A 21,750-nucleotide genomic window follows, 5' to 3' on the forward strand; every position below is an offset into this window, starting at 1 on the left:
GCGCATGTTCACGCATCAGAGTGACGCGTGATCATCGCGGCGTCAAGAGTCTGAGGGCGTGTCGTGTCGTTTCGCGAGGCCCGCGGCTCGTCCCGGCACCCCTTTCCAGCTGCGGACGGGCGGTGAACAATATGCCCACGCGATCGCCGTCGATTTCTCGAGGGAAGCAGAGCCGTGACGCGCTGGAGTTCGTTCGTCGTCGCCAGACCGAAGCTGGTTCTCGCCGCCACGGTGCTGCTGGTGCTGCTCGGCGGGGCGTGGGGTTCGGGGGTGTTCGACCGGCTCAGCCTCGGCGGGTACACCGACCCGGGCAGCGAGTCCGCGCGCGTCGAGCGCCTGATCGAGGGGGCTTTCGGCAGACAGACCCCCGATCTGGCGGTGACCTACCACGCGCGTACGGGTTCGACGATCGACGACCTCGGCCCCGAAGTCGCCGCCCACCTCGCGCGGATCGACCCCGGCGTGCTCGCCGACACCCCCCTGTCGTACTGGTCCGCGCCGCCCCAGGCGAAGGAGTTCCTCCGGTCCACCGACGGCACCGAGGGACTCGTGGTGCTGTCGCTGAGCGGCGACGAGAACACTCGGATCTCCGCATACCACGACCTCCGGCCGCTGCTGGTCATCGACGGCACGGCCGCGGAGTTCAGCGGTTTCAGCGCCGCCGCCAACGCCTTCAACGAGGTGTCCGAGAGCGACCTGTTGCGGGCCGAGGCGGTGTCGTTCCCGATCCTGCTACTCCTGCTCCTCGTCATCTTCGGCGGCCTCGTCGGCGCGGCCGTACCGCTGTGCGTCGGCGGTCTCGCGATTCTCGGCGCGCTCGGCGCTCTGCGGGTGATCTCGTACTTCACCGAGGTCAGCGCATTCTCGGTGAACATCGCCAGTCTCGTCGGGCTGGGCATGTCGATCGACTACGGACTGTTCGTGGTGACCCGGTTCCGTGAGGAGCTGCGGTCCGGCGCCGGCACCGACGACGCCGTCCGCCGGACGCTCGCCACCGCGGGCCGGACCGTGGGGTTCTCCGCCCTCCTCCTGGTGTGCGGTTTCGTGGGCATGCTCGTGTTTCCCCAGGCCATCGTGCGGTCCTTCGCCTACGGCGGGATGGCGGCCATCGCGATTGCCGCGGTGCTGACGCTGTCGGCACTGCCCGCCGCCCTCGTACTGCTCGGGCCTCGCATCAACTCGCTGACCTGGCGACGGGGAGTGGTCGAACGCGGCGAGGACCGGGCGCACCGGTTCTGGGGCGGCGTCGCCGAACGCGTGATGCGGCGGCCCGTCCCGATTGCGACGGCGATCGTCGCGGCACTGCTGGTGCTTGCCGCGCCCCTGGCAGGCGCGTCGCTGGGTGATCTCGATCACACCGGACTGCCGGCGGGTCATCCACTCCGGGTCGCCGTCGACGATCTCGCCGCAGATTTCCCGCTCGCCAACAACGGGGCGACACTCGTGCTGCAGGACAGCGACGGCAAGGCGCCGCCGCCGGCCGCCACGGCAGAGTTCTTCGCAGCGACCGCCGCGGTCGCCGGGGTCCAGCGGGTGGTGCCGGTCGGCGCCACCGACACGTTCGTCGCCATCCGGGCCGTCTTCGACGACGCGGACCGGACGGCGGGGGCCATGGCTACGGCCGCCGCCCTGCGCGACCTCCCCACCCCGGACGGAACCGAGAAGATGCTGGGTGGCGTGAACGCCCTGACCGCCGACGGACTGGACGCGATGGGCGCCCGGCTGCCGTGGATGATCGGAATCATGGTGGCCGTCACCTTCGTGTTGATGCTGCTCGCGTTCCGGTCCGTGGTGCTCCCCCTGAAGGCGATCGCCATGGCCACCCTCAGCCTCGCCGCCTCGTTCGGTGTGCTCACGTGGATCTTCGAGGACGGTCACGGCGCAGATTTTCTCGGCGTGACGCCGGGGCCCCTGCCCGCGACGATGGTGGTCCTCATCATCGCGGTGGTCTTCGGGCTCTCCACCGACTACGAGATCTTCCTGTTGTCGCGGATGGTCGAGGCCCACGACGCGGGCGCGTCGACCGAGGAGGCCGTGCGGATCGGCACGGCGCACACCGGGCGCATCGTGACGGCGGCGGCCGCGCTGCTGATCGTCGTCACCGGAGCGTTCACGCTCTCGGAACTGACGATGATGCGGTTCATCGGTCTCGGCATGATCATCGCGCTGCTCATCGACGCCACCGTCATCCGCATGATGCTGGTGCCCGCGCTGGTGAAGTTGATGGGCGAGGCCAATTGGTGGGCACCGGGATTCCTGGCACGGAAGCCGGCCACCCCTGGGCCATCCGACCGCCCGAAACCGTCACCACAGCAAGGGATTCCCATTCAATCGTGAAGACGTCCCGATTCCCGGAACCGATTCACTCTGCCCGAGAACTCAATTCGATGCTCGATGTCATCCGGCATACGAATCTCGTTCCGGTTCAGTCTTTTCCGGAAGCCGGTCAGCCCTCGCTGTCGGAGATGTCGGACAGCACCCATTTGCCGTCGATCTTCTCCATCTTGATCGACAGCGGCGTGGCGGCACTGCCCTGAGCGACGGCGTCACCGGTGGCGCTGACGTTCATGTGCGCAAGCAGTTCGGCGCGGTCACCGTCGAGCACCGTGACCCCGATGTCGGTGACGGACGCCTGCGTGGCCGTCTTGGTCTGGATGGCAGCTTGCTTGGTCGTGTCGGCGGTCGAGTCGAACTCTTCCCGCTTGGCGTCATCGAGATAGCCGCGCGCCTTGTCGAAGTCCTGATCGATCGTCTCGTAGCTGTAGGTGTACAGCGTCTCGATCGCCTCGGTTCCCGCCTTGGTCACCTCGGCGGTTGCTCCCGCGTCGACCCACGCGGTATTCGTGATGTTCGCTCCGGGTTTGAACGCCGCGACGACCGCGAACACGCCGAGCACCACCGCGACCGCTCCGAGGACCCCGACGAGCTTCCACGTGACGCGACCGGTCCCGCTGCCTGCGTCGGTCGCGTTCTCGGCGACTGCGGGAGCCTGTTGCTTGCTGATGCGCGGTTGAAGGTTGGGAACCTTCGCCTTCCCCGCCGACGCAGCCTTCCCCGTCGACGCAGCCTTCACCGTCGACACCGTCTTGGCCATCGATACGGTCGTGTCCGTGTCGGGCTTGTCCGCGACGGGAGCCTTCGTCGTCTCGGGAACCTGTGCCGTGCCGGTGGAGGCCGCGGTCGCCACGGCGGGCGTCTCGGCCTTCTCGACCGGTTCCGGCTTCTTCACCGTGTCCGGCTTCTTCACCGGTTCCGTCTTGTCGACCGGGGTGTCCGCTCGGGGAGGCTTCGGCGTTGTCTGACGGGTCCCCGCTACGCGCGGACGCCTGCCCTTTGCAGCGCTGTCCGGCACGTTGTTTCGGCGCTTGGGGGGCATAGTTCACCACTTTCTCATTGCACGACGAGCTGTCGTCGACGTGGACACCACGGCAGCACGCCGCCGCGGCACATCAGGACTACTGGCCGCTGCTGTCGCCCTCGGGCACCTGTTCGGCCGGCGCCTGCTCGGCGGGAGCCGGTTCGGTGGGGGCCGGGGCTGGGGCCGCGCCGGCGGCGGGCACCGGACCGCTCTCGAGCGGAATACGTCCGCCCACCGGTTCGACCGACGAAGCCTTCCAGACCCCGTCCACGTCCTGGACGTCCATCCGCATCGTCACCTTGGCCTTGTCGAAGCGGTCCGGCCACGTGGTGGTGACGGCCACGACGACCAGCGCCTTCGCGGTGCCGTCGTCCGTGTTCAGTTCCGTGAGTGTGCCCTGGATCAGCTCGGCCTTGCTCGCCGCTCCCGATTGACGCATCTGGTCGGTGAACCCGTCCACGGTCGCCTGGAGGTCCTGGTTCATCTTGTCGCCGGTGATCGACGACTTCATGTTCTCGAACGATCCGTCGAGGTCTGCGGAATCGACCGAGTTGAGATTGATCGCGGCCTGCTGGGCGCCCGTCAACGCGGAATCGCGTGCGTCGGCGATCGGCTTGTCCACGAAGAGCGCTCGCGCCCACCCGAAGCCGAACCATCCGGCTGCGACAACCGCGATCACCACCAGTGCGGTCACCGCAGCAAACGAGGCCTTCAGAGTTCTGTCCTTCCCCGGAGCCGGTTGTCCCGACTCCGGGGGCGTGGTAATTCGCGTCACACCAATACCCTACTGATTGTTTTCTTCAACTCGCCCTCGGCCGGAACCGAATGCTACTTGGGAGTAACCCCGAGGAGCGGCGCGAGCTGCGTTGCGATGGGATTCAAGTTGAGAGTGTCAGGCATGACCTTCGGCTTGAAATCCCACGGCTGGATCGTGTCCGGATCGGCGAACACGATGCGGTCTGCACTTCGCACACCCGTCACGCTTCCCTGGGGAGCGTCGCAGTTGGCCTTCACGTTGAACGGGAAGTCCTGCTGGGTGTCGTCGAAGTTCGGGTCCTGCCGCTTCATCTCGGCCAGGATCTCCTGCGTCCCTTCGTAACCGAGTGTGCATGACGGCGGATTGTTGGTTTCCAGGACGATTCCCTGATGCACCGTGCCGTCGCCCGGGGCCACGGTCGACGCGGACGCCGCGATGGCAGGCAGGAACATCAGGATCGGCCGCAGCGCGATCGCCTGCGGAGCCAGCTTGTCACCGACCGCGGCGAGATTCGTCAGGTCGGTGGTGAGGCTCGGACCGATCTCGTTGACCAGCTGACCGACCTCGTTGCTCGCCGGAATTCCCTTGTCGATGATCGCGCGGAGATCGGGGTCGCTGGTCCGCAGCTGCGCGGCGACCGCGTCGAGGTCCGAACTGAACTGCACGATCGCGGACGACTGATCGGACTGCGTCGCCAGCACCGTCTGACTGTCCCTGACGAGTGCCAGTGTCTGGGGCAGGACGTCGAGCCCGTCCTTCGTCAGCGTGGAGAGTGAATCCGCGAGCGTCTGCAGATCCTCGCCCTTGCCGTTGAACGCCGTCCCCAGCTGGGTGACGACGGTGCGCAACGAGTCGACCGGAACCGACCGGACCAGACCGTCGGTGGCCATCAGCACCTGCTCGACCGGAACGGGTGTCGACGTGTCGGCCTCGGTGATCACCGAGCCCTGTTCGAGGTACGGCCCCTGGTCTGTGTCGGGCTGAAGGTCCACGTACTGCTCACCGATCGCGGACCGGTTGGCGACGACGGCCTTGGCCGACGCCGGGATGTCGGGCCCGCCCGAGGAGATCTTCAACTCGACGTTGATGCCGTCCGCGGTCAGCGACAGGTCGCCGACGCGGCCGACGGGAACTCCGCGGTACGTGACCTCGGCGTTGGTGAAGATGCCGCCGGAGTCCTTGAACTGCGCGTTCACGTCGTACTCACCGAATCCGAGCAGATTGTCGAGGCGGACGTACTTGGCGCCGACGTAGACCAGCCCGAGCATCGCCACTATGGCGAATGCGACGAGCTGGATCCTGACCAGTCGTGACCTCACTGTCCACCCCCGATTCCGAACTGCTCCAGCAGTCCCCCGAGCGGGTTCTGCGGCGGCGGTGCTGCGCCGTTCCCTGCGCCACCGTTGCCGGCGGGCGCGGTGCCGGGGAGCCCCGGGATCCGCAGGCCCGTCGGGGCGGGGACGATCGGCGGAATCGGCAGCAGGGACACCGTCGGCCACCCCGGCTTCGGCCCGTTGCCGTTGTAGTACGGGTTCGACGGGTCGACGATCGGCTTGGGCTCACCGAACTTCGGCGGCACGTACACCGGGTCGCCCTGGCCGACGCCGAGTGCGCTCAGCGCATCGCCGATCTGCAGGTCGACCGTGAGGAACAGGTTGACCGATCCGCCGAGCGCGATCTTCTCGACGCCGTCCGGGAACGGCACGGTCGGAATGAACGCGAGCGAATTGGGCAGGTTGTCGCCCGAATCGGCGAGTGCCTTCAGGGTCGGCCGCAGTGCGAGGAGATCCGCGATCAGGTTGTCCTTCGACCTGTTGATCACGTCGGTTCCGACGGTGCCGAGCCGGTCCAGTTGGGTGAGCATCTGGGTGAGCTGTGGACGCTGCTCGTTGAGCACTTCCGCCGCGATCGGCAACTCGTCGAGGATCAGTCCGATCTTCTCGTTCTGTTCGTTCACGCGCGTGGTCAGTGCGTCGAGGCCGTCCAGGGCGCGGGTGATGTCGTCGCGCTGCTGGTTGAGACCGTCGATGAGCGTGTTCGTCTGTTCGAGGAGTCCCCGGACCCGATCCTCGCGCCCGTCGAGTGCGGTGGTCAGTTCGTGCACGATCGGCTGCAACTGGCCGACGCCGCCACCGTTGAGCAGCAGCGACAGCGCGCCGAGAACCTGCTCGATCTCGGTGGCGTGCCGGGTGCGGTCGAGGGGGATCGTGTCGCCGTCCTCGAGGCGCGCGGGATCCTTGTCCTCCGGCGGCTCGGACAGCTGGACGAACTTCTCACCGAGCAGGTTCGTCTGCTCGATGGCGGCGACCGCGTTGGCGGCGAGATCGACCGACGAGTCGAGGACGACCTCCACGTCCGCCGTCCAGCCGTCCGGTGCCACTTTGATCGTTTCGACCCGGCCCACCGGGACACCGTCGACCTTGACCGCGGACTGCGGGACGAGGTCGAGGACGTCGTCGAACTGGATCGTCAGATGCATGGGGTGGTCGCCGACATCGGGACCGCCCGGTAGTGGAACCCCGTAGATCCCCTCCGACGAGCAGGACGTCACTGCGATGGCGACGGCGCACGCACCGGCGCCGAGGATTACCGACCGCTTCATTCGCCCTCACCTCCCGTTGCGCCTTCGAATCGCGGCGACACGACACCCGGCACCGTGCCGGGCGTGACCGTCCGCTGAATGTTGTCCGCACTCATGATTCCGAACGGAAGCACGAGCGACGGAGTCTTCGCCGATTGCGTGATCTGCGACGTGATGTTGGCGCAGTTGTCGATCAGCGGCTGCATCTGACGTCCGAGTTGCTCGAAACGCGGATCGCCGGGAACCAGCTTGCCGAGGTCGATCAACTTGCACCCGACGCCGGCCGGATCCTGCAGGTCCGGGAACGCCAGGCGCGAGGCCAGAGTGCCGGACTCCGCGTCGTAGGAGTTGGCCAGGTTGCTGATCGCCAACGGCAGCAGGGTCAGCGAGTTGACCAGTGACTCCCGGTTGTCGGCGAGGGTCTGCGTCACCGGGACCAGATCGTTCACGTTCTCGGCGAGGATCTCCCGGTTGTCGGCCACGAACTTCGACACGTCGCCCAGGGCGATCGCCAGCTGGTTCAGTGCGGCACCGAGGTTCTCCCGCTCCCCCGCCAGGAATCCGGACAGGTCGGAGAGCTGCGAGTTGAAATCGCGGACCTGCTGATCGTTGGCCGCCAGCGCACCCACGAACACCTGGAGGTTCTTCACGGTGTCGAACAGGTCGCCGCGACTGTCGTTGAGAGTGCGGGCGGCGTCGGACAGCTGGGTGATGCTCTGCCCCAGCGCCTCTCCATTGCCGTCGAGGTTGGCGGCGCCGGTCTCGACGAACTGCGACAGCGCACCCTCCTTGTTCGCCCCGTCCGGGCCGAGCGCGGTGGAGAGCTCCTCGATGCTCGCGTACAACTGGTCGACCTCGACGGGGGTCGCGGTGCGGTCGCGCGAGATCACCGCGCCGCTGGCCATCTTCTCGCCGCCCGTGTAGGCGGGCGCGAGCTGAATGTAGCGGTCCGACACCACGGACGGCGTGACCTGCGCGGCCTTCGCGTCGGCGGGAATGTCGACGCCGCGATCGACGCGCATGTCGACCTTCACCTGATCGCCCTGCGGCTCGACGCCGTCGACGGATCCGACCTTCACACCGAGGACCCGCACATCCGAGCCCTCGTAGATGCCCACCGACTTGTCGAAGTACGCGGTGATCTTCGTGGTGCCCGCGCGGGTAAACACCCACCACAGGGCGCCGGCGATCACCAGCGCGACGATGACGATTCCCACGATGAGGGCGATCCCGCCGCGTCCTCCGCGGTCGGCTCCGTTGTCGACGTCTGCCATCAGTTACCCCCCAACGTGCGGACGGGTTCGCGCGGACCGGGAATGTCGGGCAGCCCCGGCGGCAGGAGGTTCACCACGACCTGGTCGAACCAGCGACCGTTGCCGACCACGTTCGTGTACAGGCGGACGAACGGCTCGTACAGTTTCATCGCCTTGTCCAGGTTCTCGTTGTTGGCCTTCAGGATCTCGACGACACCATCGAGTTGTTCGAGCGCGGGACCGATGGCGGCCTCGTTGTCGCGCACGAGTCCGGTCAACTGTTGCGACAGCCGTTGAGTTCCGGTGAGCAGCTGGGAAATCGACTGCTGACGGCTGTTGAGCTCACCAAGCAGCAGCCCGGCATCGCTGATCAACCGGTTGAATTCGGCGTTGCGATCGGCGAGGACCTTGGTGGTCTTGCCGGTCGCAGCGAACAGCTTCTGCAGTTCCTGATCGCGGCTGGCGATGGTCTGCGACAGCCTGCTGACACCGTCCAGCGACGCGCGGATCTCCGTCGGAGTCCCCTCGAACGCCTGCGACAGCGTCACCATGCTCTGCGCGAGCTGATCGGAGTCGATGTCCCCCACCGTCTGCGCGGCGGCCGAGAACGCCTCGATCACGTCGTACGGAGACGTGGTGCGGTCCAACGGGATCGTGTCACTCGGGTTCAGTGTGTCCGAGCCGCGGGGGTCGAGGGCCAGGTACTTCTGCCCCAGGATCGTCTTGATCTGGATGGACGCGGACGTCTCGTCGCCGACCCACGCATCCGACACCTTGAAGGCGACGTCCACATGGTCGCCGTCGAGTTCGACGGAACTGACCTTGCCGACCTTGACGCCCGCGATCCGGACCTCGTTGTCGGGCTTGAGGCCCGCCGCCTCGGTGAATTCGGCGTGATAGGTCGACCCGGCGCCGATGAACGGCAGCGAATCGAGGAAGAAAGCCGACAGGGTTGCCAGCAGCACCACGAGAATGCCGAGGGCACCAGCCACTGCCGGGCTGCGACGTCTGCTCATCGTGTCTGCAACTCCTGTAGGCCGTCCTGCGTGCACCGTTTCGCCGAGTTCGTATAGATCGGCTGGTTGACGGTGGGCAAGCCCGTGGGCAGGTTCAGTTGGGGCGCGGTACCTGGTCCTGCGACGATGTCGACTCCACAGAGGTAGAACTGGAACCAGGATCCGTAACTGGCTGCCCGGCCGAGCTTCTCGAGCTTCACCGGAAGCGTCTGGAGAACGCTGTTGACCGTGTCGGAGTTACGGTTCAACGTCGTCGCCAGCGTGTTCAGCGACGTGATGGATTCCTGGATGGACGGTCGGGTGGGTTCGAGCAGATCTGCCGTCGCGTCGGTGAGTCCCGCGAGGGACGTCACCGCCGATCCGACGGTTCCCCGCTCGTTCGCCAGGCCCGTGACGAGCTGCTGGGTGTTGACGATCAGCGAATCGAGTTGATCGTCACGCTGATTCACCGTGGCGAGCACGTCGTTGAGGTTGTTGATCACCGCACCGATCACCCGATCCTTGTCGGCGACGGTGTTGGTGAGGCTTGCCGTGTTCTTGACGAGTTCCGTGATGGTTCCCGACTCACCCTGGAACACCTGGATGATCTGGTACGACAACTTGTTGACGTCTTCGGCGCTGAGGGTCTGGAACAGCGGGCGGAAGCCGTCGAACAGCGTGGTGAGGTTGACGGCAGGCTTGGTCCGCTCGATCGGGATCGTGTCGCCGCCGCTCATCTTCATGCCCTGCTGGCCCTCCCCCTGTTCGAGCGCGATGTAGCGCTGCCCCACGAGGTTCCGGAAGCGGATGGTCGCGGTGGTGCTGGCCGGCAGCCAGTCCCGTTCCGACACCGTGAACTGGACTTCCGCCTCGCGGTCGTCGTGGATCGCGATCTTCTCGACCTGACCCACGCGCACACCGGCGATGCGGACCTCGTCACCCTCGTTGAGCGAGGTGACGTCCGAGAAGATCGCGTTGAACTTGGTGCCACCGCCCCCGCCGAGGTTGGCGATGGTGGCCGCCAGCAGACCGGTCGCCAGGATAGTGACCACGGCGAACACGATCAGCTTGACCAATGGTGCGGTCAGACCCCTCACTTGAAGCTCACCTCAGTCCCCCTCATGGTCGGCGCGCCGACGAGTGTCGTCCAACTCGGCACGTCCTCCGGTGCCATTCCCCCGGCCTCGCCGTAGACGACGTCCAACGTGTCCTGCTCCATCTTCGAACCCGCGTAGCTCGCGGGCGTGACCTGAGCTCCGTACCCGGGGACCTGATCGGGGACGCCGGCGGGCGCCGGGAAGAAGTCGATGGTCGACGGTCCGGGGTTCCGCGACGGGACCTGGTAGGCGCCGTCGTTGTAGGACGACCCGCCCGGGTACTGCGGGAACTTCCCACCCGGTGCGGTGACGTTGTCGTAGCAAGCCGGTCCGCGGTTGTCGAGCAGGCGCGGCTCGTCCTGGTTGGGCACGTAGCGGCCCTTCGGGTTGACGAACTGCACGCTGGCACGCACACCGGGGTACGGATCGTCCGGTGCCAGTAGTTCACGGGCAACGGGAGCAGACTTCGCGAAGCCCGCGAACGTGCACTCGAAGCTCGGCGAGTAGCGGCCGAGAATCTGCAGCGCCTCACGCGAATCGGCGGCGATGCTGACGATCGACTCGGCGTTGGTCTGTAGCAGATCCGCGGTGCTCGACGCGGTTGCGGTCAGCGACACGAGCAGCGTGGAGATCTCATTCTGCTTCTCCACCACGGTATTTCCGGTGGTCCGCAGGCTGTCGAGGGCGTTGACCAGATCGGGCGCCGCCTCGGAATACGTCTGCGAGAAGTCCGCCAAACCTCGCAGATCCTCCTGGATGGCGGGAAGTTCGGTGTTCAGCCCACCGAAGATCTCCTCGAGCCGGTCGAGCGTCAGGCCGAGTTCGGCGCCGCGGCCGCTGAGTCCCTGGGACAGCGCGCCGAGCGTGTTCGCCAGGTCCTGCGGCGGAATGGCCTGTAGGAGCGGCAGCAGGCCGTCCAGAACTTCGCCGACCTCGACGGCGTTGCCGCTCTTGTCCTGACGCAGCGTGTCACCGGCCTGGATCGGCGGAGCCGTGTCGCCCTCCGGAACGATCAGCGACACATAACGTTCACCGAACAGTGTCTTGGGCAGCAGCCGCGCCGTCGCGTTGGACGGGATCAGCGGTGCCTTGTCCGGCTGGATCGCGAGAGCGAGAGTGACCTCGCCCTCCTGGGGGGTCGCCGAGCGCACCTCGCCGACGATGAGGCCGCGGACCTTCACGTCCGCATTGGGCGGCAGGGCATTTCCGGCGCTGTCGGTGAGGAGGTCGATCTTGACGACCTTGGTGAAGCTCTTGTTGAACATGCCGATGGTGAAGGCCAGGAACAACGCGAGGACGAGGAAGAACACCAGCCCCAGCACCCGTCGTCCCACAACAGATGTCGTGTTGGTCATCCGGCCACCCTCACTGTGGTCGTCGTGCCCCAGATGGCGAGGCTCAGGAAGAAGTCGAGCACGGCGATGGTGACGATCGCGGTGCGGACCGCCCGGCCCACGGCCACACCCACACCGGCGGGACCACCCGACGCGTGATAGCCGTAGTAGCAATGGATCAGGATCAGCACGAACGCGAAGATCAGCACTTTCGCGAACGAGTACAGGACGTCCTGCGGTGGCAGGAACAAGTTGAAGTAGTGGTCGTACGAGCCGGTCGACTGTCCGTTGAACACGGTACTGATGACGCGGGAGGCGAGATAGGCCGCGAGCAGACCGACGATGTACAGCGGGATGACGGCGACGAATCCCGCGATCATGCGGGTGGTGACGAGGAACGGCACACTCGGCACCGCCATGACCTCGAGCGCGTCGATCTCCTCCGAGATCCGCATGGCGCCGAGCTGCGCGGTGAAACCACAGCCGACGGTGGCCGAGAGCGCGAGTGCCGCAACGATCGGCGCGATCTCACGCGTGTTGACGTAGGCGGACAGGAAGCCGGTGAGGACCGAGCTGCCCAGCTGTTCGAGCGCGGCGAAACCCTGCAGTCCGACCACGACGCCGGTGAAGCCGGACATCATCGCGATGACGCCGATGGTGCCGCCGATGACGGCGAGCGCGCCACTGCCGAAGGTGACCTCGGCGAGCAGCCGCAGCACCTCCTTGCGGTAGTGCACGAGAGTGTGGGGTGACCAGGCGATGGCCCTGGCGTAGAACGACATCTGCTCGCCGGCCCGGTCGAGCACGTTGAGCGGCGCACGACCGACTCGGCGCGCCGCCATCAGGGTCCGGTCACCGCGTCCCTTGGCGATTGTCATAGGGTCACGATCCCTTCGCCGGAACGATCTGCAGGTACACCATGGTCAGGATCAGGTTCGCGAAGAACAACAGCAGGAACGTGATCACCACCGACTGGTTCACCGCGTCACCGACGCCCTTGGGTCCACCCTTCGGATGGAGCCCCTTGTACGCGGCGATGACACCGGCGATGACACCGAAGACGGCCGCCTTGAGCTCGCCGACCCAGATGTCGGGAAGCTGCGCGAAGGCCGAGAACGATGCCAGGTACGCACCGGGATTACCCCCTTGGAGAATGACGTTGAAGAAGTAGCCACCCGCGATGCCGACGACCGACACCAGGCCGTTGAGCAGGATCGCGACGAGCACCATGGCGAGCACCCGGGGCACGACGAGTCGCTGAATCGGGTTGATGCCGAGCACTTCCATGGCGTCGATCTCTTCGCGGATCGTCCGCGCGCCGAGATCCGCCGTTACAGCCGAGCCCGCAGCTCCGGCCACCAGTAGTGCCGTCACCAGCGGGGACCCCTGCTGGATGACGGCGAGCACGCTGGCCGCTCCCGTGAACGACTCTGCACCGAGCTGTTTGATGAGCGATCCGGTCTGCAGTGACACCACTGCGCCGAACGGAATCGCGACCATGGCCGTGGGCAGGATCGTCACGCTGGCGATGAACCAGGCCTGTTCGATGAACTCGCGGAACTGGAATGGCCGTTTGAACGTGTTTCGTGCGACGTCGACGAAGAGCTCGACGATGTTTCCGGCCTGCGTCAGCGCACCGTTGACCGGCCGCAAGACCGAGCTGCGGGTAACCCCCATCCGATATGCCTACCCTTGCCCGTGAGTGGTGTTTTCGTATCCTTCGCCCCGGTATGCGGGGATGACCTGTGTGTCTTCCTGGCTGTATGCGTAGTCGTAACCGCCGCCGCCGTTTCCGCCGGAGGTCTCGTCGAGGCTTTCCTGGATCGCGATCTGCGCGTTCTCGGGCAGGGTGTGCATGATGTGCCGGACCCGTTCCTGACGACGGGCCACGGCCTGCCGGAACGGCATCCCCGGCGTCGCCTTCATCTGCGGTACGATCCCCTCGACGTCGTCGACACCACCGGCATGGTGACCGGCATCGACCATCGCCTGCTCCTGCGCCATCTGCGCCTCGTCCTTCTCCTCCGACATCCCGATCGGACCGATCATCGTGCCGTTCAGGAACTGCTTGACCACCGGCTCCTCGCTGGTGAGCAGCACCTCCCGCGGACCGAACATCACCAGATGCCGGCGGAACAACATCCCGATGTTGTCCGGCACCGTCCGAGCCAGATTGATGTTGTGCGACACGATCAGAATCGTCGCATCGATCTCCGCGTTGATGTCGATCAACGTCTGCGAAATGTAGGTGGTGCGCACCGGATCCAGACCCGAGTCCGGCTCGTCGACGAGAATGATCTGCGGATCCAGCACCAGCGCCCGCGCCAGCCCGGCACGCTTGCGCATACCACCGGAGATCTCGCCGGGCAGCTTGTCCTCGGCCCCGAGCAGGCCGACGAGTTCCATCTTCTCCATCACGATCTTGCGGATCTCGGACTCGGACTTCTTCGTGTGCTCGCGCAACGGGAACGCCACGTTGTCGAACAGGTTCATCGACCCGAACAGCGCACCGTCCTGGAACAGCACCCCGAACAACTTCCGGATCTCGTACAGCTCCTTCGAGGAGCACTCGAGAATGTTGGTGCCGTCGATGACGATCGACCCCTGCTCCGGACGGAGCAGACCGATCAGCGACTTCAGGAACACCGATTTACCCGTGCCCGACGGCCCGAGCAACGCACTGACCTCACCGGCCGGAAGGGTCAACGTGACGTCCTGCCAGATCCTCTGCGAGCCGAAGGACTTGGTCAGTCCCTCGACGGATACCTCGACTCCCACCATTACCTCCGCGACCGTTCGATGCACTCACCCCGTGTGGGTTGGGTCACTCTATCGCATCGACGTGTTACCTGTGACAAGGGATGCTACTCATGAGTAAGGAAGCATGCCAACTGCGGGTCTCACTATGCAAAACAACGCGTCTGAACTGGGATAACGGTAGCGAAATTTTTGATCGCGCGTCCCGCTTTCGGTCAGGAATCTCGACACTCCGAAGCCCCCCGAGGACGCAAAAAAGAGGGCCACTCCCCACGGATGGGGAGTGGCCCTCTTCGTCTGCTCGGTGAGCAGCGCGGGTGAGAGACCGTCTTACTTGACGGTGATCTTCGCGCCGGCAGCCTCGAGCTTCTCCTTGGCGGCGTCGGCCGCGTCCTTGGCAACCTTCTCCAGGATGGCCTTCGGAGCACCCTCGACGAGGTCCTTGGCTTCCTTCAGGCCGAGGCCGGAAACGACCTCGCGGACGACCTTGATGACCTGGATCTTCTTGTCGCCGGCCGACTCGAGGACGACGTCGAACTCGTCCTGCTCCTCAGCAGCCTCGGCGGCAGCCGGTGCTCCGCCTGCAGCGGCAACGGCGACCGGGGCAGCGGCGGTGACCTCGAAGGTCTCCTCGAATGCCTTCACGAACTCCGAGAGCTCGAGGAGGGTGAGCTCCTTGAACTGGTCCAACAACTCTTCGGTGCTGAGCTTCGCCATTGTGGCGGTCCTTCCTGTAAGTCCCATGTCGCTGATCCGCGACCGGGCGGGGTTATAGCAGTGATGCGCGGGTGCGGATCAGCTTTCGGCTGCAGCCTCGGCGGGAGCTTCGGCAGCTCCGCCTTCTGCGGCCTTCTTTTCCTGCAGAGCAGCGGCCAGACGGGCCACCTGCGAAGCAGGAGCGTTGAACAGGCCTGCGGCCTTTGCCAAGTTGCCCTTCATCGCGCCGGCAAGCTTGGCCAACAGGATCTCGCGGGACTCGAGGTCCGCGATCTTGTTGACCTCGTCCACGGACAGCGCAGCGCCGTCCATGTAGCCGCCCTTGATGATGAGCGCCTTGTTGTCCTTAGCGAAGTTCTTCAGAGCCTTCGCAGCATCGACGGGCTCGCCCTTGATGAATGCAATGGCGGTCGGACCGACGAAAAGGTCATCAAGGCCCTCGACGCCCGCCTCAGCAGCGGCACGCTTGACCAGGGTGTTCTTGGCGACGGAGTAGGTGGCACCTTCTCCGAGAGCGCGTCGCAGTGTCGTGATGTTGCCCACCGTCAGACCACGGTATTCCGTGATCACAGCAGCGGTCGAACCCTTGAACTGCTCGGTGATCTCCGCAACTGCGGAAACCTTCTCAGGCTTTGCCATACTTCGCCTCCTCTCATGACAGTCGTTATCCCACTTCGGAACCGCTGCGCACCGCCGGGTATCCCGGAGCACACAATCCACGACATGCAAAACGCCCCGGTGCAGGGCACACGGGGCGTGAAAGGAAGCCATTCGGCCAGGGCGCGAACCCACAACCGAAACGCATCCCCCTACCTCGTCCTCCTGCGTGGGCCGCCGGACATTCCCGGACTTTCAATCACACCCTTGCGGGAGCGATCACCAACGGTCTTGGGTAGAACATGATTTGGGGTGAAGCTCGAATAGTGCATCGAACTCCGCAGGTCAGATTACGGCATGTCCTGCTCAACCGCCAAATCGCGGCCGGACCCTGACGTAGAGACGTGACCGGCGTCACCTTTCGGACGGGGCTGTGACCCATCAGACCGAAGTTGGGATCAATTACCTGTTACGTCACGTAACATGTATGAGCTAGCTTTTTCTCATGACAATCCTCGAAGCCCGAGCCGTCGTGGCCGGGTCCCGGACGCGCCGCTTCCTCGCGCTCGCCGTGATCTGCCTGGCCGAACTGCTGGTCGTGCTCGACAACACCATCGTCAACGTCGCTCTCCCCTCGATCGGCGTCGAACTCCGTACCAGCGTCAGCGGCCTGCAATGGGTCGTCGACGCCTACACACTGACGTTCGCCGGGCTGCTCCTGGCGTTCGGCAACCTCGGCGACCGCTATGGGCGTCGACGCGTCATGGTCATCGGCCTGATCGGCGTCGCCGTCATGTCGATCGCGGGCGCCAACGCCGAGAGTCTGGGCCAGGTCATCGCGGCCCGCGCCGCGATGGGTGTCTTCGCCGCCGCCGTCTTCCCCGCGACCCTCGCCCTCGTCATCAACATCTTCACCGACGTGCGGGAACGAGCGCTGGCCATCGCCGCCTGGACCGCGATGGCCGGATTCGCGATCGCCATCGGCCCGATGGCCGGTGGGTGGCTGCTCGAGCACTTCAGCTGGCACTCCGTCTTCTGGATCAATGTGCCGATCGCCGTAGTCGCGGCGATTGCGACGCTCATGTTGGTGCCGGAATCGCGTGCCTCCGTCATCGGGCGCATGGACCTCCTCGGCATCGCAGCCTCGATCACCGGCATCACCGTCCTCGTGTGGGCGATCATCGAAGCCCCTCACCACGGGTGGACGTCGGCCGTCACCGTCGGCGCCGTCGCGCTCTCGATCGCGGTACTGACCGGATTCGTCTTCTGGGAGTTGCGCACCGACCACCCCGTCCTCGACCTGCGACTGTTCCGCAACCGACGGTTCTCCCTGCCCGCCCTCGCGATCGCCATCGGGTACTTCTCGATGTTCGGTTTCCTGTTCCTCATCACGCAGTACTTCCAGGGTGTCCGCGAGTACACGCCGTTCGAGTTCGGTGTCGCCTCGCTGCCGTTCGCGGTGTCGGTGGCGGTCGGCGCCCCGATCGCCACACTGCTGGCGCAGCGGGTCGGGACCACCCCGGTGATCGTGTTCGGTCTCCTCCTGACCGGGGTCGGCCTGTACCTCGGGGGCCAGGTTGCCGTCGACAGCAGTTACCTGACGGACGTGCTCCCGTCGATGGTGTCGATGGCGCTGGGCCTGGCCATCGTGCAGGGACCGGCAACCGAGTCGATCATGGCGTCGCTGCCACTCGACGAGGCCGGAGCGGGGTCGGCCGTGAACGACACGACCAGGGAAATCGGAGGAACGCTCGGGGTCGCCGTGCTCGGATCGATCGTCGCGTCGTACTACGCGACGACGATGAGTCCACTGCTCGACCGCATTCCGGCCGCATTGATGAACGACGACGAGAAAGGTTTCGCCGGCGCCACGGTCCTGAGTGTGCTCGAGATCCGCAAGCGCGAGATCCCGCCGTTCCTCGAGCAGCAGCGTGAGAATCTCATCCTCACCATGAAGACAACGGTCCTGCAGGGTTCGCACACCGCATCGCTCGTCGCGGCGGGCGCCGTCGTGGTCTGCGCGGTCGTCGTCGCGATCTTCATGCCCTGGGTGCCGGCCCGCACGGACTCCGTGATGCTGGCGTGGCGGAAGAAGACCGAACCGGAGACCGCCGACGAGAACTGAACCCGGAAAAAGCAGTTCGGCCGGTACGGAAGATTTCCGTACCGGCCGAACTGTGTGTAGCGAGACTTACGCGTCGGCATCCTCGAGAAGGTTGCGGGTGCGGTTCGGGTCCACCGGGATGCCCGGGCCGGTGGTGGTCGAAACGGTGACCTTCTTGACGTAGCGGCCCTTCGCGGAGGACGGCTTCGCACGCAGGATCTCGTCCAGCGCGGCGCCGTAGTTCTCCACCAGCTTGGCGTCGTCGAACGATGCCTTGCCGATCACGAAGTGCAGGTTGGCCTGCTTGTCGACGCGGAAGTTGATCTTTCCGCCCTTGATGTCCGCGACGGCCTTCGTGACGTCAGCCGTCACGGTGCCGGTCTTCGGGTTCGGCATCAGGCCACGCGGTCCGAGGACGCGGGCGATGCGGCCGACCTTGGCCATCTGATCGGGAGTCGCGATGGCGGCGTCGAAATCGAGCCATCCACCCTGGATCCGCTCGATGAGGTCCTCGGCGCCGACGGCGTCGGCTCCAGCTGCCTCGGCCTCGGCAGCCTTCTCTCCGACTGCGAACACGATGACGCGGGCGGTCTTACCGGTGCCGTGCGGCAGGTTGACCGTGCCGCGAACCATCTGGTCCGCCTTGCGGGGGTCGACGCCCAGACGAACTGCAACCTCGACGGTCGCGTCCATCTTGCTCGACGACGTCTCCTTCGCCAGCTTCGCAGCCTGCAGCGGGCTGTACAGCTTGTCGAAGTCGATCTTCTCAGCGGCGGCGAGATACGCCTTGCTGCGCTTTGCCATTTCTTCTGTCCTAACTTCTCACCGCAGTGTGTGTCTTGTCTGCGGTGGTGAATGGTTCAGTAGTGGTCTGGGCCTGGCCGGCCCTCCCACGCTTTCTTCGACGGCGGTGCCGTCAATCGATCTTCGACGGCGGTACCGTCGATCGATCAGGGCTGACTCAACCGTCGACCGTGATACCCATCGAGCGTGCGGTGCCGGCGATGATCTTCGCGGCCTGCTCGATGTCGTTCGCGTTGAGGTCTTCCTGCTTGGTCTTCGCGATTTCGCGCACCTGATCCATGGTCACGGAAGCGACCTTGGTCTTGTGCGGCTCGCCGGAGCCCTTCTGCACGCCAGCAGCCTTGAGCAGCAGCTTGGCAGCCGGAGGGGTCTTCAGCTTGAAATCGAAGGTCCGGTCTTCGTAGACCGAGATCTCGACCGGCACCACGTTGCCGCGCTGGGACTCAGTCGCCGCGTTGTAGGCCTTGCAGAACTCCATGATGTTCACGCCGTGCTGACCAAGCGCGGGACCCACGGGCGGTGCAGGGTTAGCCTGACCGGCCTGGATCTGAAGCTTGATGAGCCCTGCGAGCTTCTTCTTCTTGGGGGGCATCTCGTTTTCCTAATTCTTGCTGGGTGTGTTTCTTGCTACTGCAGTGCAAGTATGTGCCGCTAGATCTTCGCGACCTGCGTGAAGGACAACTCGACCGGAGTCTCGCGACCGAAGATCGAGACGAGGACCTTGAGCTTCTGCTGCTCGGCGTTGACCTCGCTGATGCTGGCGGGCAGCGTGGCGAACGGGCCGTCCATGACGGTGACCGACTCGCCGACCTCGAAGTCGACCTCGATGAGCGGTTTCGCGAAGCTCTCTCCGCCGGTCTCGCCGGCCGACACGGTTGCCGCGGCAGCCTGCTTCTTCTGCTCCTGCTGCGGGAGCAGGAACTTGGTCACCTCGTTGAGGGTCAGCGGGGACGGACGCGACGTCGCACCGACGAATCCGGTGACGCCGGGCGTGTTGCGCACAGCTCCCCAGGACTCGTCGTTGAGATCCATGCGGACCAGGATGTAGCCGGGCAGAACCTTGCGGTTGACCTGCTTGCGCTGTCCGTTCTTGATCTCGGTGACCTCTTCGGTGGGAACTTCCACCTGGAAGATGTAGTCGCCGACGTCGAGGTTCTGGACACGGGTCTCGAGGTTGGCCTTGACCTTGTTCTCGTAGCCCGCGTAGGAGTGAATGACGTACCAGTCACCGGGTGCGCGACGCAGCGCGGCCTTGAGTTCCGCAACGGGATCCTCGGGCTCTTCGGCGGTCACAGCCTCTTCGGCGGTCACGGCCTCCTCGTCGGCGACAGCTTCCTCGTCGGCTTCTGCCTCGTCCTCGGCTTCAGCCTCGTCCTCGATGATCTCGTCGGCCGGGGCGTCGTCGGCGACGTCGTCACCGAAGAATTCCGCGGCTTCGGTGCCCTCGTCGGCAGCCTCGACATCCACTTCGGCTGCCGCCTCGGCAGAAACACGCTCTTCGGCCAAGGCCTCATTCGTGTCGTTCTCGGGGGTGCTCACTGGGGCACTCGCTTCCTCTCGTCACTCACATACTTCGGATCCACCGGGGCGGATTCCGTCAACCGAACAACCAGGTGACGCCCTTGATGACCGCCAGATCCAACACGCCGATGAACGTCACCATGAACACCACGAATGCCAGGACGACGCTGGTGTAGGTGATCATCTGCTTGCGATTGGGCCAGATGACCTTGCGCAGCTCGGCGATGACCTCGCGGAAGAACCGGCGCAGGCGCTTGAAGATGTTTTCCTTGCGCGGCTTGTCGGCGCGATCCTTCTTCGCCGGCTTGACCTTGGTGGTCGTGTCCGACTTCGACTGTTCCGGTGCCTTCACGGAACTCGCGGCGACCTCGGTGCCTGCCGGAGAACGACGGCCCTGGCGCTTACCGCTGGGCTTTCCCGAGGGAGTGGCGGAACGCGTGGTGGTGGCGTCGGCCGCGGTGTCGTCGGCACCGTCCGGGCGCGTGGACCCTGAAGTGTCGCCGTCGCGCTTGGCGCGCTCCTCGCTCACGTCGTTCCTCTCAGTCGCTGGCATCCGGGGGCAGGGGCGACAGGACTTGAACCTGCAACCTGCGGTTTTGGAGACCGCTGCTCTGCCAGTTGAGCTACGCCCCTTTGGTCGGGAGAGCTGGTCCGAATCTAGCCTCGGACCAATTCTTGACCGACCTCTCTGTGATTACATGACACGCGCGCCACCCTTGCCGGCCGTACAGCACCGTAGGGCAGCGCGCAGCGCTGAGTAATCCCAGAAATCTCAGTGTACTTCAAAGCCCCGGAACAAACCCAATCCACCCGGCTGTCAGGCCAGACGGACCGTTGCGGTGGCGCGACCGAAGATCTTCTTCCCCTCGGAACGCGCCACGATCGCGACTACTGCTGTCTTGCTTTCTTCGTCGAGCGACTTCACCTTACCGGTGTACTCGACCTGCGCGGCCTCGTCCTCACGGACGTAGACCGAGCTCGTGAAACGAACGTTGTATTCCTTGACCGCACCCGGATCGCCGAGCCAGGACGTGACGAAACCGCCGCCGAGACCCATGGTGAGCATTCCGTGCGCGATCACGTTGTCCAGGCCGGCGAGCTTGACGACCTCGTCGCTCCAGTGGATCGGATTCGGATCGCCGGACACGCCCGCGTAGTTGACGAGGTCGCCACGCGTGAGCTTCACGATGCGCTCGGGGAGTTCCTCACCCACCGAGACGTCCTCGAACTTACGAAGCGCCATGCATGATCACGTCCTTGACTGCGTGAGCGATGTTCTCGTCGACCTCGCCACCGGTACGCGCGACCAGCGTCGTCCACGTGGTCTGGACGAGTTCGTCGTACTGATCGGTGACGATGTTCTTGGTGACGATGATGTCGCTGCCACCCATCTGACGGAACGACTCCAGGTAGACGTCACAGACCAGTCGGTCGCCGACCTTGATCGGCTTGTGGAATTCGAGCCGCTGGTCGGTCTGGAGGATCTGACTCGGGTCGTAGCCGGTGACGATCTCCTTGAAGAGGCGTCCCTGAGCGATGATGCCGACGAGCGAGATGAACGTCAGAGGAGCGAGGAGACCGTCGTAGCCGAGGCCCTTGGCGGCTTCCTCGTCGTGGTGAGCGGGGTGCCAGTCCTGCACGGCACGCGCGTACTCGCGCACCTTCTCGCGTCCGACCTCGTAGAAGTCGTCGACGCGGTAGTGGTGCCCGACCATCGCCAGTGCGTGCGCGGCAGGATCAGCAGGAACAGCCGCGGGCGCGTAGGCCTCTGTCTCTGTCACAGTGTCAGTCACGCGAAAGAACCTCTTCTACCCTTGACGTCAGCGCGTGAGGGCAGCCTAGAGGACTCCCTTCGCGAACGCAGCCCTTGTCCGG

21 protein-coding genes and 1 tRNA gene are annotated in these 21,750 nt (G+C 65.3%); 2 read left to right on the plus strand and 20 right to left on the minus strand.

Annotation, left to right across the window (positions count from 1 at the left end; all coding sequences use genetic code 11):
- Positions 1–174 precede the first annotated feature (174 nt).
- Entirely contained in the window at positions 175–2,337 is a 2,163-nt protein-coding gene (locus tag JWS14_RS10040; protein ID WP_206013058.1) for an MMPL family transporter, read from the plus strand.
- A 109-nt stretch (positions 2,338–2,446) separates the two neighbouring features.
- On the opposite strand, the gene JWS14_RS10045 is transcribed toward JWS14_RS10040, so the two are convergent.
- The 13 genes from JWS14_RS10045 to rplJ all read right to left on the minus strand — a co-directional run bounded on the left by JWS14_RS10045 (position 2,447) and on the right by rplJ (position 15,488).
- Positions 2,447–3,376 carry a hypothetical protein gene (locus tag JWS14_RS10045; protein WP_206013059.1) on the minus strand — a complete coding sequence of 310 codons (930 nt, stop codon included), beginning with the start codon at positions 3,374–3,376 and terminating at the stop codon, positions 2,447–2,449.
- A gap of 79 nt (positions 3,377–3,455) precedes the next feature.
- Entirely contained in the window at positions 3,456–4,052 is a 597-nt protein-coding gene (locus JWS14_RS10050) for a hypothetical protein (RefSeq protein WP_072940052.1), read from the minus strand.
- 134 nt (positions 4,053–4,186) lie between these two features.
- A complete protein-coding gene (locus JWS14_RS10055) occupies positions 4,187–5,434 on the minus strand; it encodes an MCE family protein (RefSeq protein WP_095862577.1) in 1,248 nt (415 codons plus the stop codon).
- Positions 5,431–6,717: an MCE family protein gene (locus JWS14_RS10060; protein ID WP_072940048.1), complete on the minus strand. Its 1,287-nt coding sequence runs from the start codon at positions 6,715–6,717 to the stop codon at positions 5,431–5,433. The genes JWS14_RS10055 and JWS14_RS10060 overlap by 4 nt, the downstream gene beginning before the upstream one ends.
- Positions 6,714–7,970, minus strand: a complete 1,257-nt coding sequence (locus tag JWS14_RS10065; RefSeq protein WP_072940045.1) for an MCE family protein — start codon at positions 7,968–7,970, stop codon at positions 6,714–6,716. The genes JWS14_RS10060 and JWS14_RS10065 overlap by 4 nt, the downstream gene beginning before the upstream one ends.
- On the minus strand, positions 7,970–8,965 hold the full coding sequence (locus JWS14_RS10070; protein ID WP_206013060.1) for an MCE family protein: 996 nt from the start codon (positions 8,963–8,965) through the stop codon (positions 7,970–7,972). Before JWS14_RS10070 ends, JWS14_RS10065 begins: the two co-directional genes overlap by 1 nt.
- Positions 8,962–10,041 carry an MCE family protein gene (locus JWS14_RS10075; RefSeq protein ID WP_095862576.1) on the minus strand — a complete coding sequence of 360 codons (1,080 nt, stop codon included), beginning with the start codon at positions 10,039–10,041 and terminating at the stop codon, positions 8,962–8,964. Before JWS14_RS10075 ends, JWS14_RS10070 begins: the two co-directional genes overlap by 4 nt.
- On the minus strand, positions 10,038–11,396 hold the full coding sequence (locus JWS14_RS10080; protein ID WP_072940037.1) for an MCE family protein: 1,359 nt from the start codon (positions 11,394–11,396) through the stop codon (positions 10,038–10,040). The genes JWS14_RS10075 and JWS14_RS10080 overlap by 4 nt, the downstream gene beginning before the upstream one ends.
- Complete coding sequence (locus tag JWS14_RS10085) at positions 11,393–12,253, minus strand: MlaE family ABC transporter permease (protein WP_005258256.1); 861 nt, start codon at positions 12,251–12,253, stop codon at positions 11,393–11,395. Before JWS14_RS10085 ends, JWS14_RS10080 begins: the two co-directional genes overlap by 4 nt.
- Before the next feature lie 4 nt (positions 12,254–12,257).
- A complete protein-coding gene (locus JWS14_RS10090; protein ID WP_005252107.1) occupies positions 12,258–13,052 on the minus strand; it encodes an MlaE family ABC transporter permease in 795 nt (264 codons plus the stop codon).
- 9 nt (positions 13,053–13,061) lie between these two features.
- The gene (locus tag JWS14_RS10095) at positions 13,062–14,156 is read right to left on the minus strand and encodes an ABC transporter ATP-binding protein (protein WP_072940034.1); all 1,095 of its coding nucleotides are present in this window, start codon (positions 14,154–14,156) and stop codon (positions 13,062–13,064) included.
- A gap of 306 nt (positions 14,157–14,462) precedes the next feature.
- On the minus strand, positions 14,463–14,849 hold the full coding sequence (gene rplL / locus JWS14_RS10100) for a 50S ribosomal protein L7/L12 (RefSeq protein WP_005252104.1): 387 nt from the start codon (positions 14,847–14,849) through the stop codon (positions 14,463–14,465).
- 78 nt (positions 14,850–14,927) lie between these two features.
- Positions 14,928–15,488, minus strand: a complete 561-nt coding sequence (rplJ, locus tag JWS14_RS10105) for a 50S ribosomal protein L10 (RefSeq protein WP_005252102.1) — start codon at positions 15,486–15,488, stop codon at positions 14,928–14,930.
- A gap of 463 nt (positions 15,489–15,951) precedes the next feature.
- Here rplJ and JWS14_RS10110 point away from each other — a divergent pair, with 463 nt between their 5' ends.
- A complete protein-coding gene (locus tag JWS14_RS10110) occupies positions 15,952–17,571 on the plus strand; it encodes an MFS transporter (RefSeq protein WP_095862575.1) in 1,620 nt (539 codons plus the stop codon).
- Between the two features lie 66 nt (positions 17,572–17,637).
- On the opposite strand, the gene rplA is transcribed toward JWS14_RS10110, so the two are convergent.
- The 7 genes from rplA to hadA all read right to left on the minus strand — a co-directional run bounded on the left by rplA (position 17,638) and on the right by hadA (position 21,668).
- A complete protein-coding gene (rplA, locus tag JWS14_RS10115) occupies positions 17,638–18,354 on the minus strand; it encodes a 50S ribosomal protein L1 (protein WP_005252097.1) in 717 nt (238 codons plus the stop codon).
- A 157-nt stretch (positions 18,355–18,511) separates the two neighbouring features.
- Complete coding sequence (gene rplK, locus JWS14_RS10120; RefSeq protein ID WP_005252095.1) at positions 18,512–18,946, minus strand: 50S ribosomal protein L11; 435 nt, start codon at positions 18,944–18,946, stop codon at positions 18,512–18,514.
- Between the two features lie 59 nt (positions 18,947–19,005).
- Positions 19,006–19,893 (minus strand): transcription termination/antitermination protein NusG, encoded by an 888-nt coding sequence (gene nusG / locus JWS14_RS10125; protein ID WP_095862574.1) that lies wholly within the window; start codon positions 19,891–19,893, stop codon positions 19,006–19,008.
- 58 nt (positions 19,894–19,951) lie between these two features.
- Positions 19,952–20,404, minus strand: a complete 453-nt coding sequence (gene secE, locus JWS14_RS10130; RefSeq protein WP_072940020.1) for a preprotein translocase subunit SecE — start codon at positions 20,402–20,404, stop codon at positions 19,952–19,954.
- Between the two features lie 31 nt (positions 20,405–20,435).
- Positions 20,436–20,508 (minus strand) — tRNA-Trp (locus JWS14_RS10135).
- A gap of 184 nt (positions 20,509–20,692) precedes the next feature.
- Entirely contained in the window at positions 20,693–21,118 is a 426-nt protein-coding gene (gene hadB, locus JWS14_RS10140; protein ID WP_005252091.1) for a (3R)-hydroxyacyl-ACP dehydratase subunit HadB, read from the minus strand.
- Complete coding sequence (gene hadA, locus JWS14_RS10145) at positions 21,105–21,668, minus strand: (3R)-hydroxyacyl-ACP dehydratase subunit HadA (RefSeq protein ID WP_072940017.1); 564 nt, start codon at positions 21,666–21,668, stop codon at positions 21,105–21,107. The genes hadB and hadA overlap by 14 nt, the downstream gene beginning before the upstream one ends.
- Positions 21,669–21,750: the final 82 nt, after the last annotated feature.

This window comes from Rhodococcus koreensis, assembly GCF_017068375.1.
In the GTDB taxonomy this organism is placed as follows: domain Bacteria; phylum Actinomycetota; class Actinomycetes; order Mycobacteriales; family Mycobacteriaceae; genus Rhodococcus_F; species Rhodococcus_F koreensis.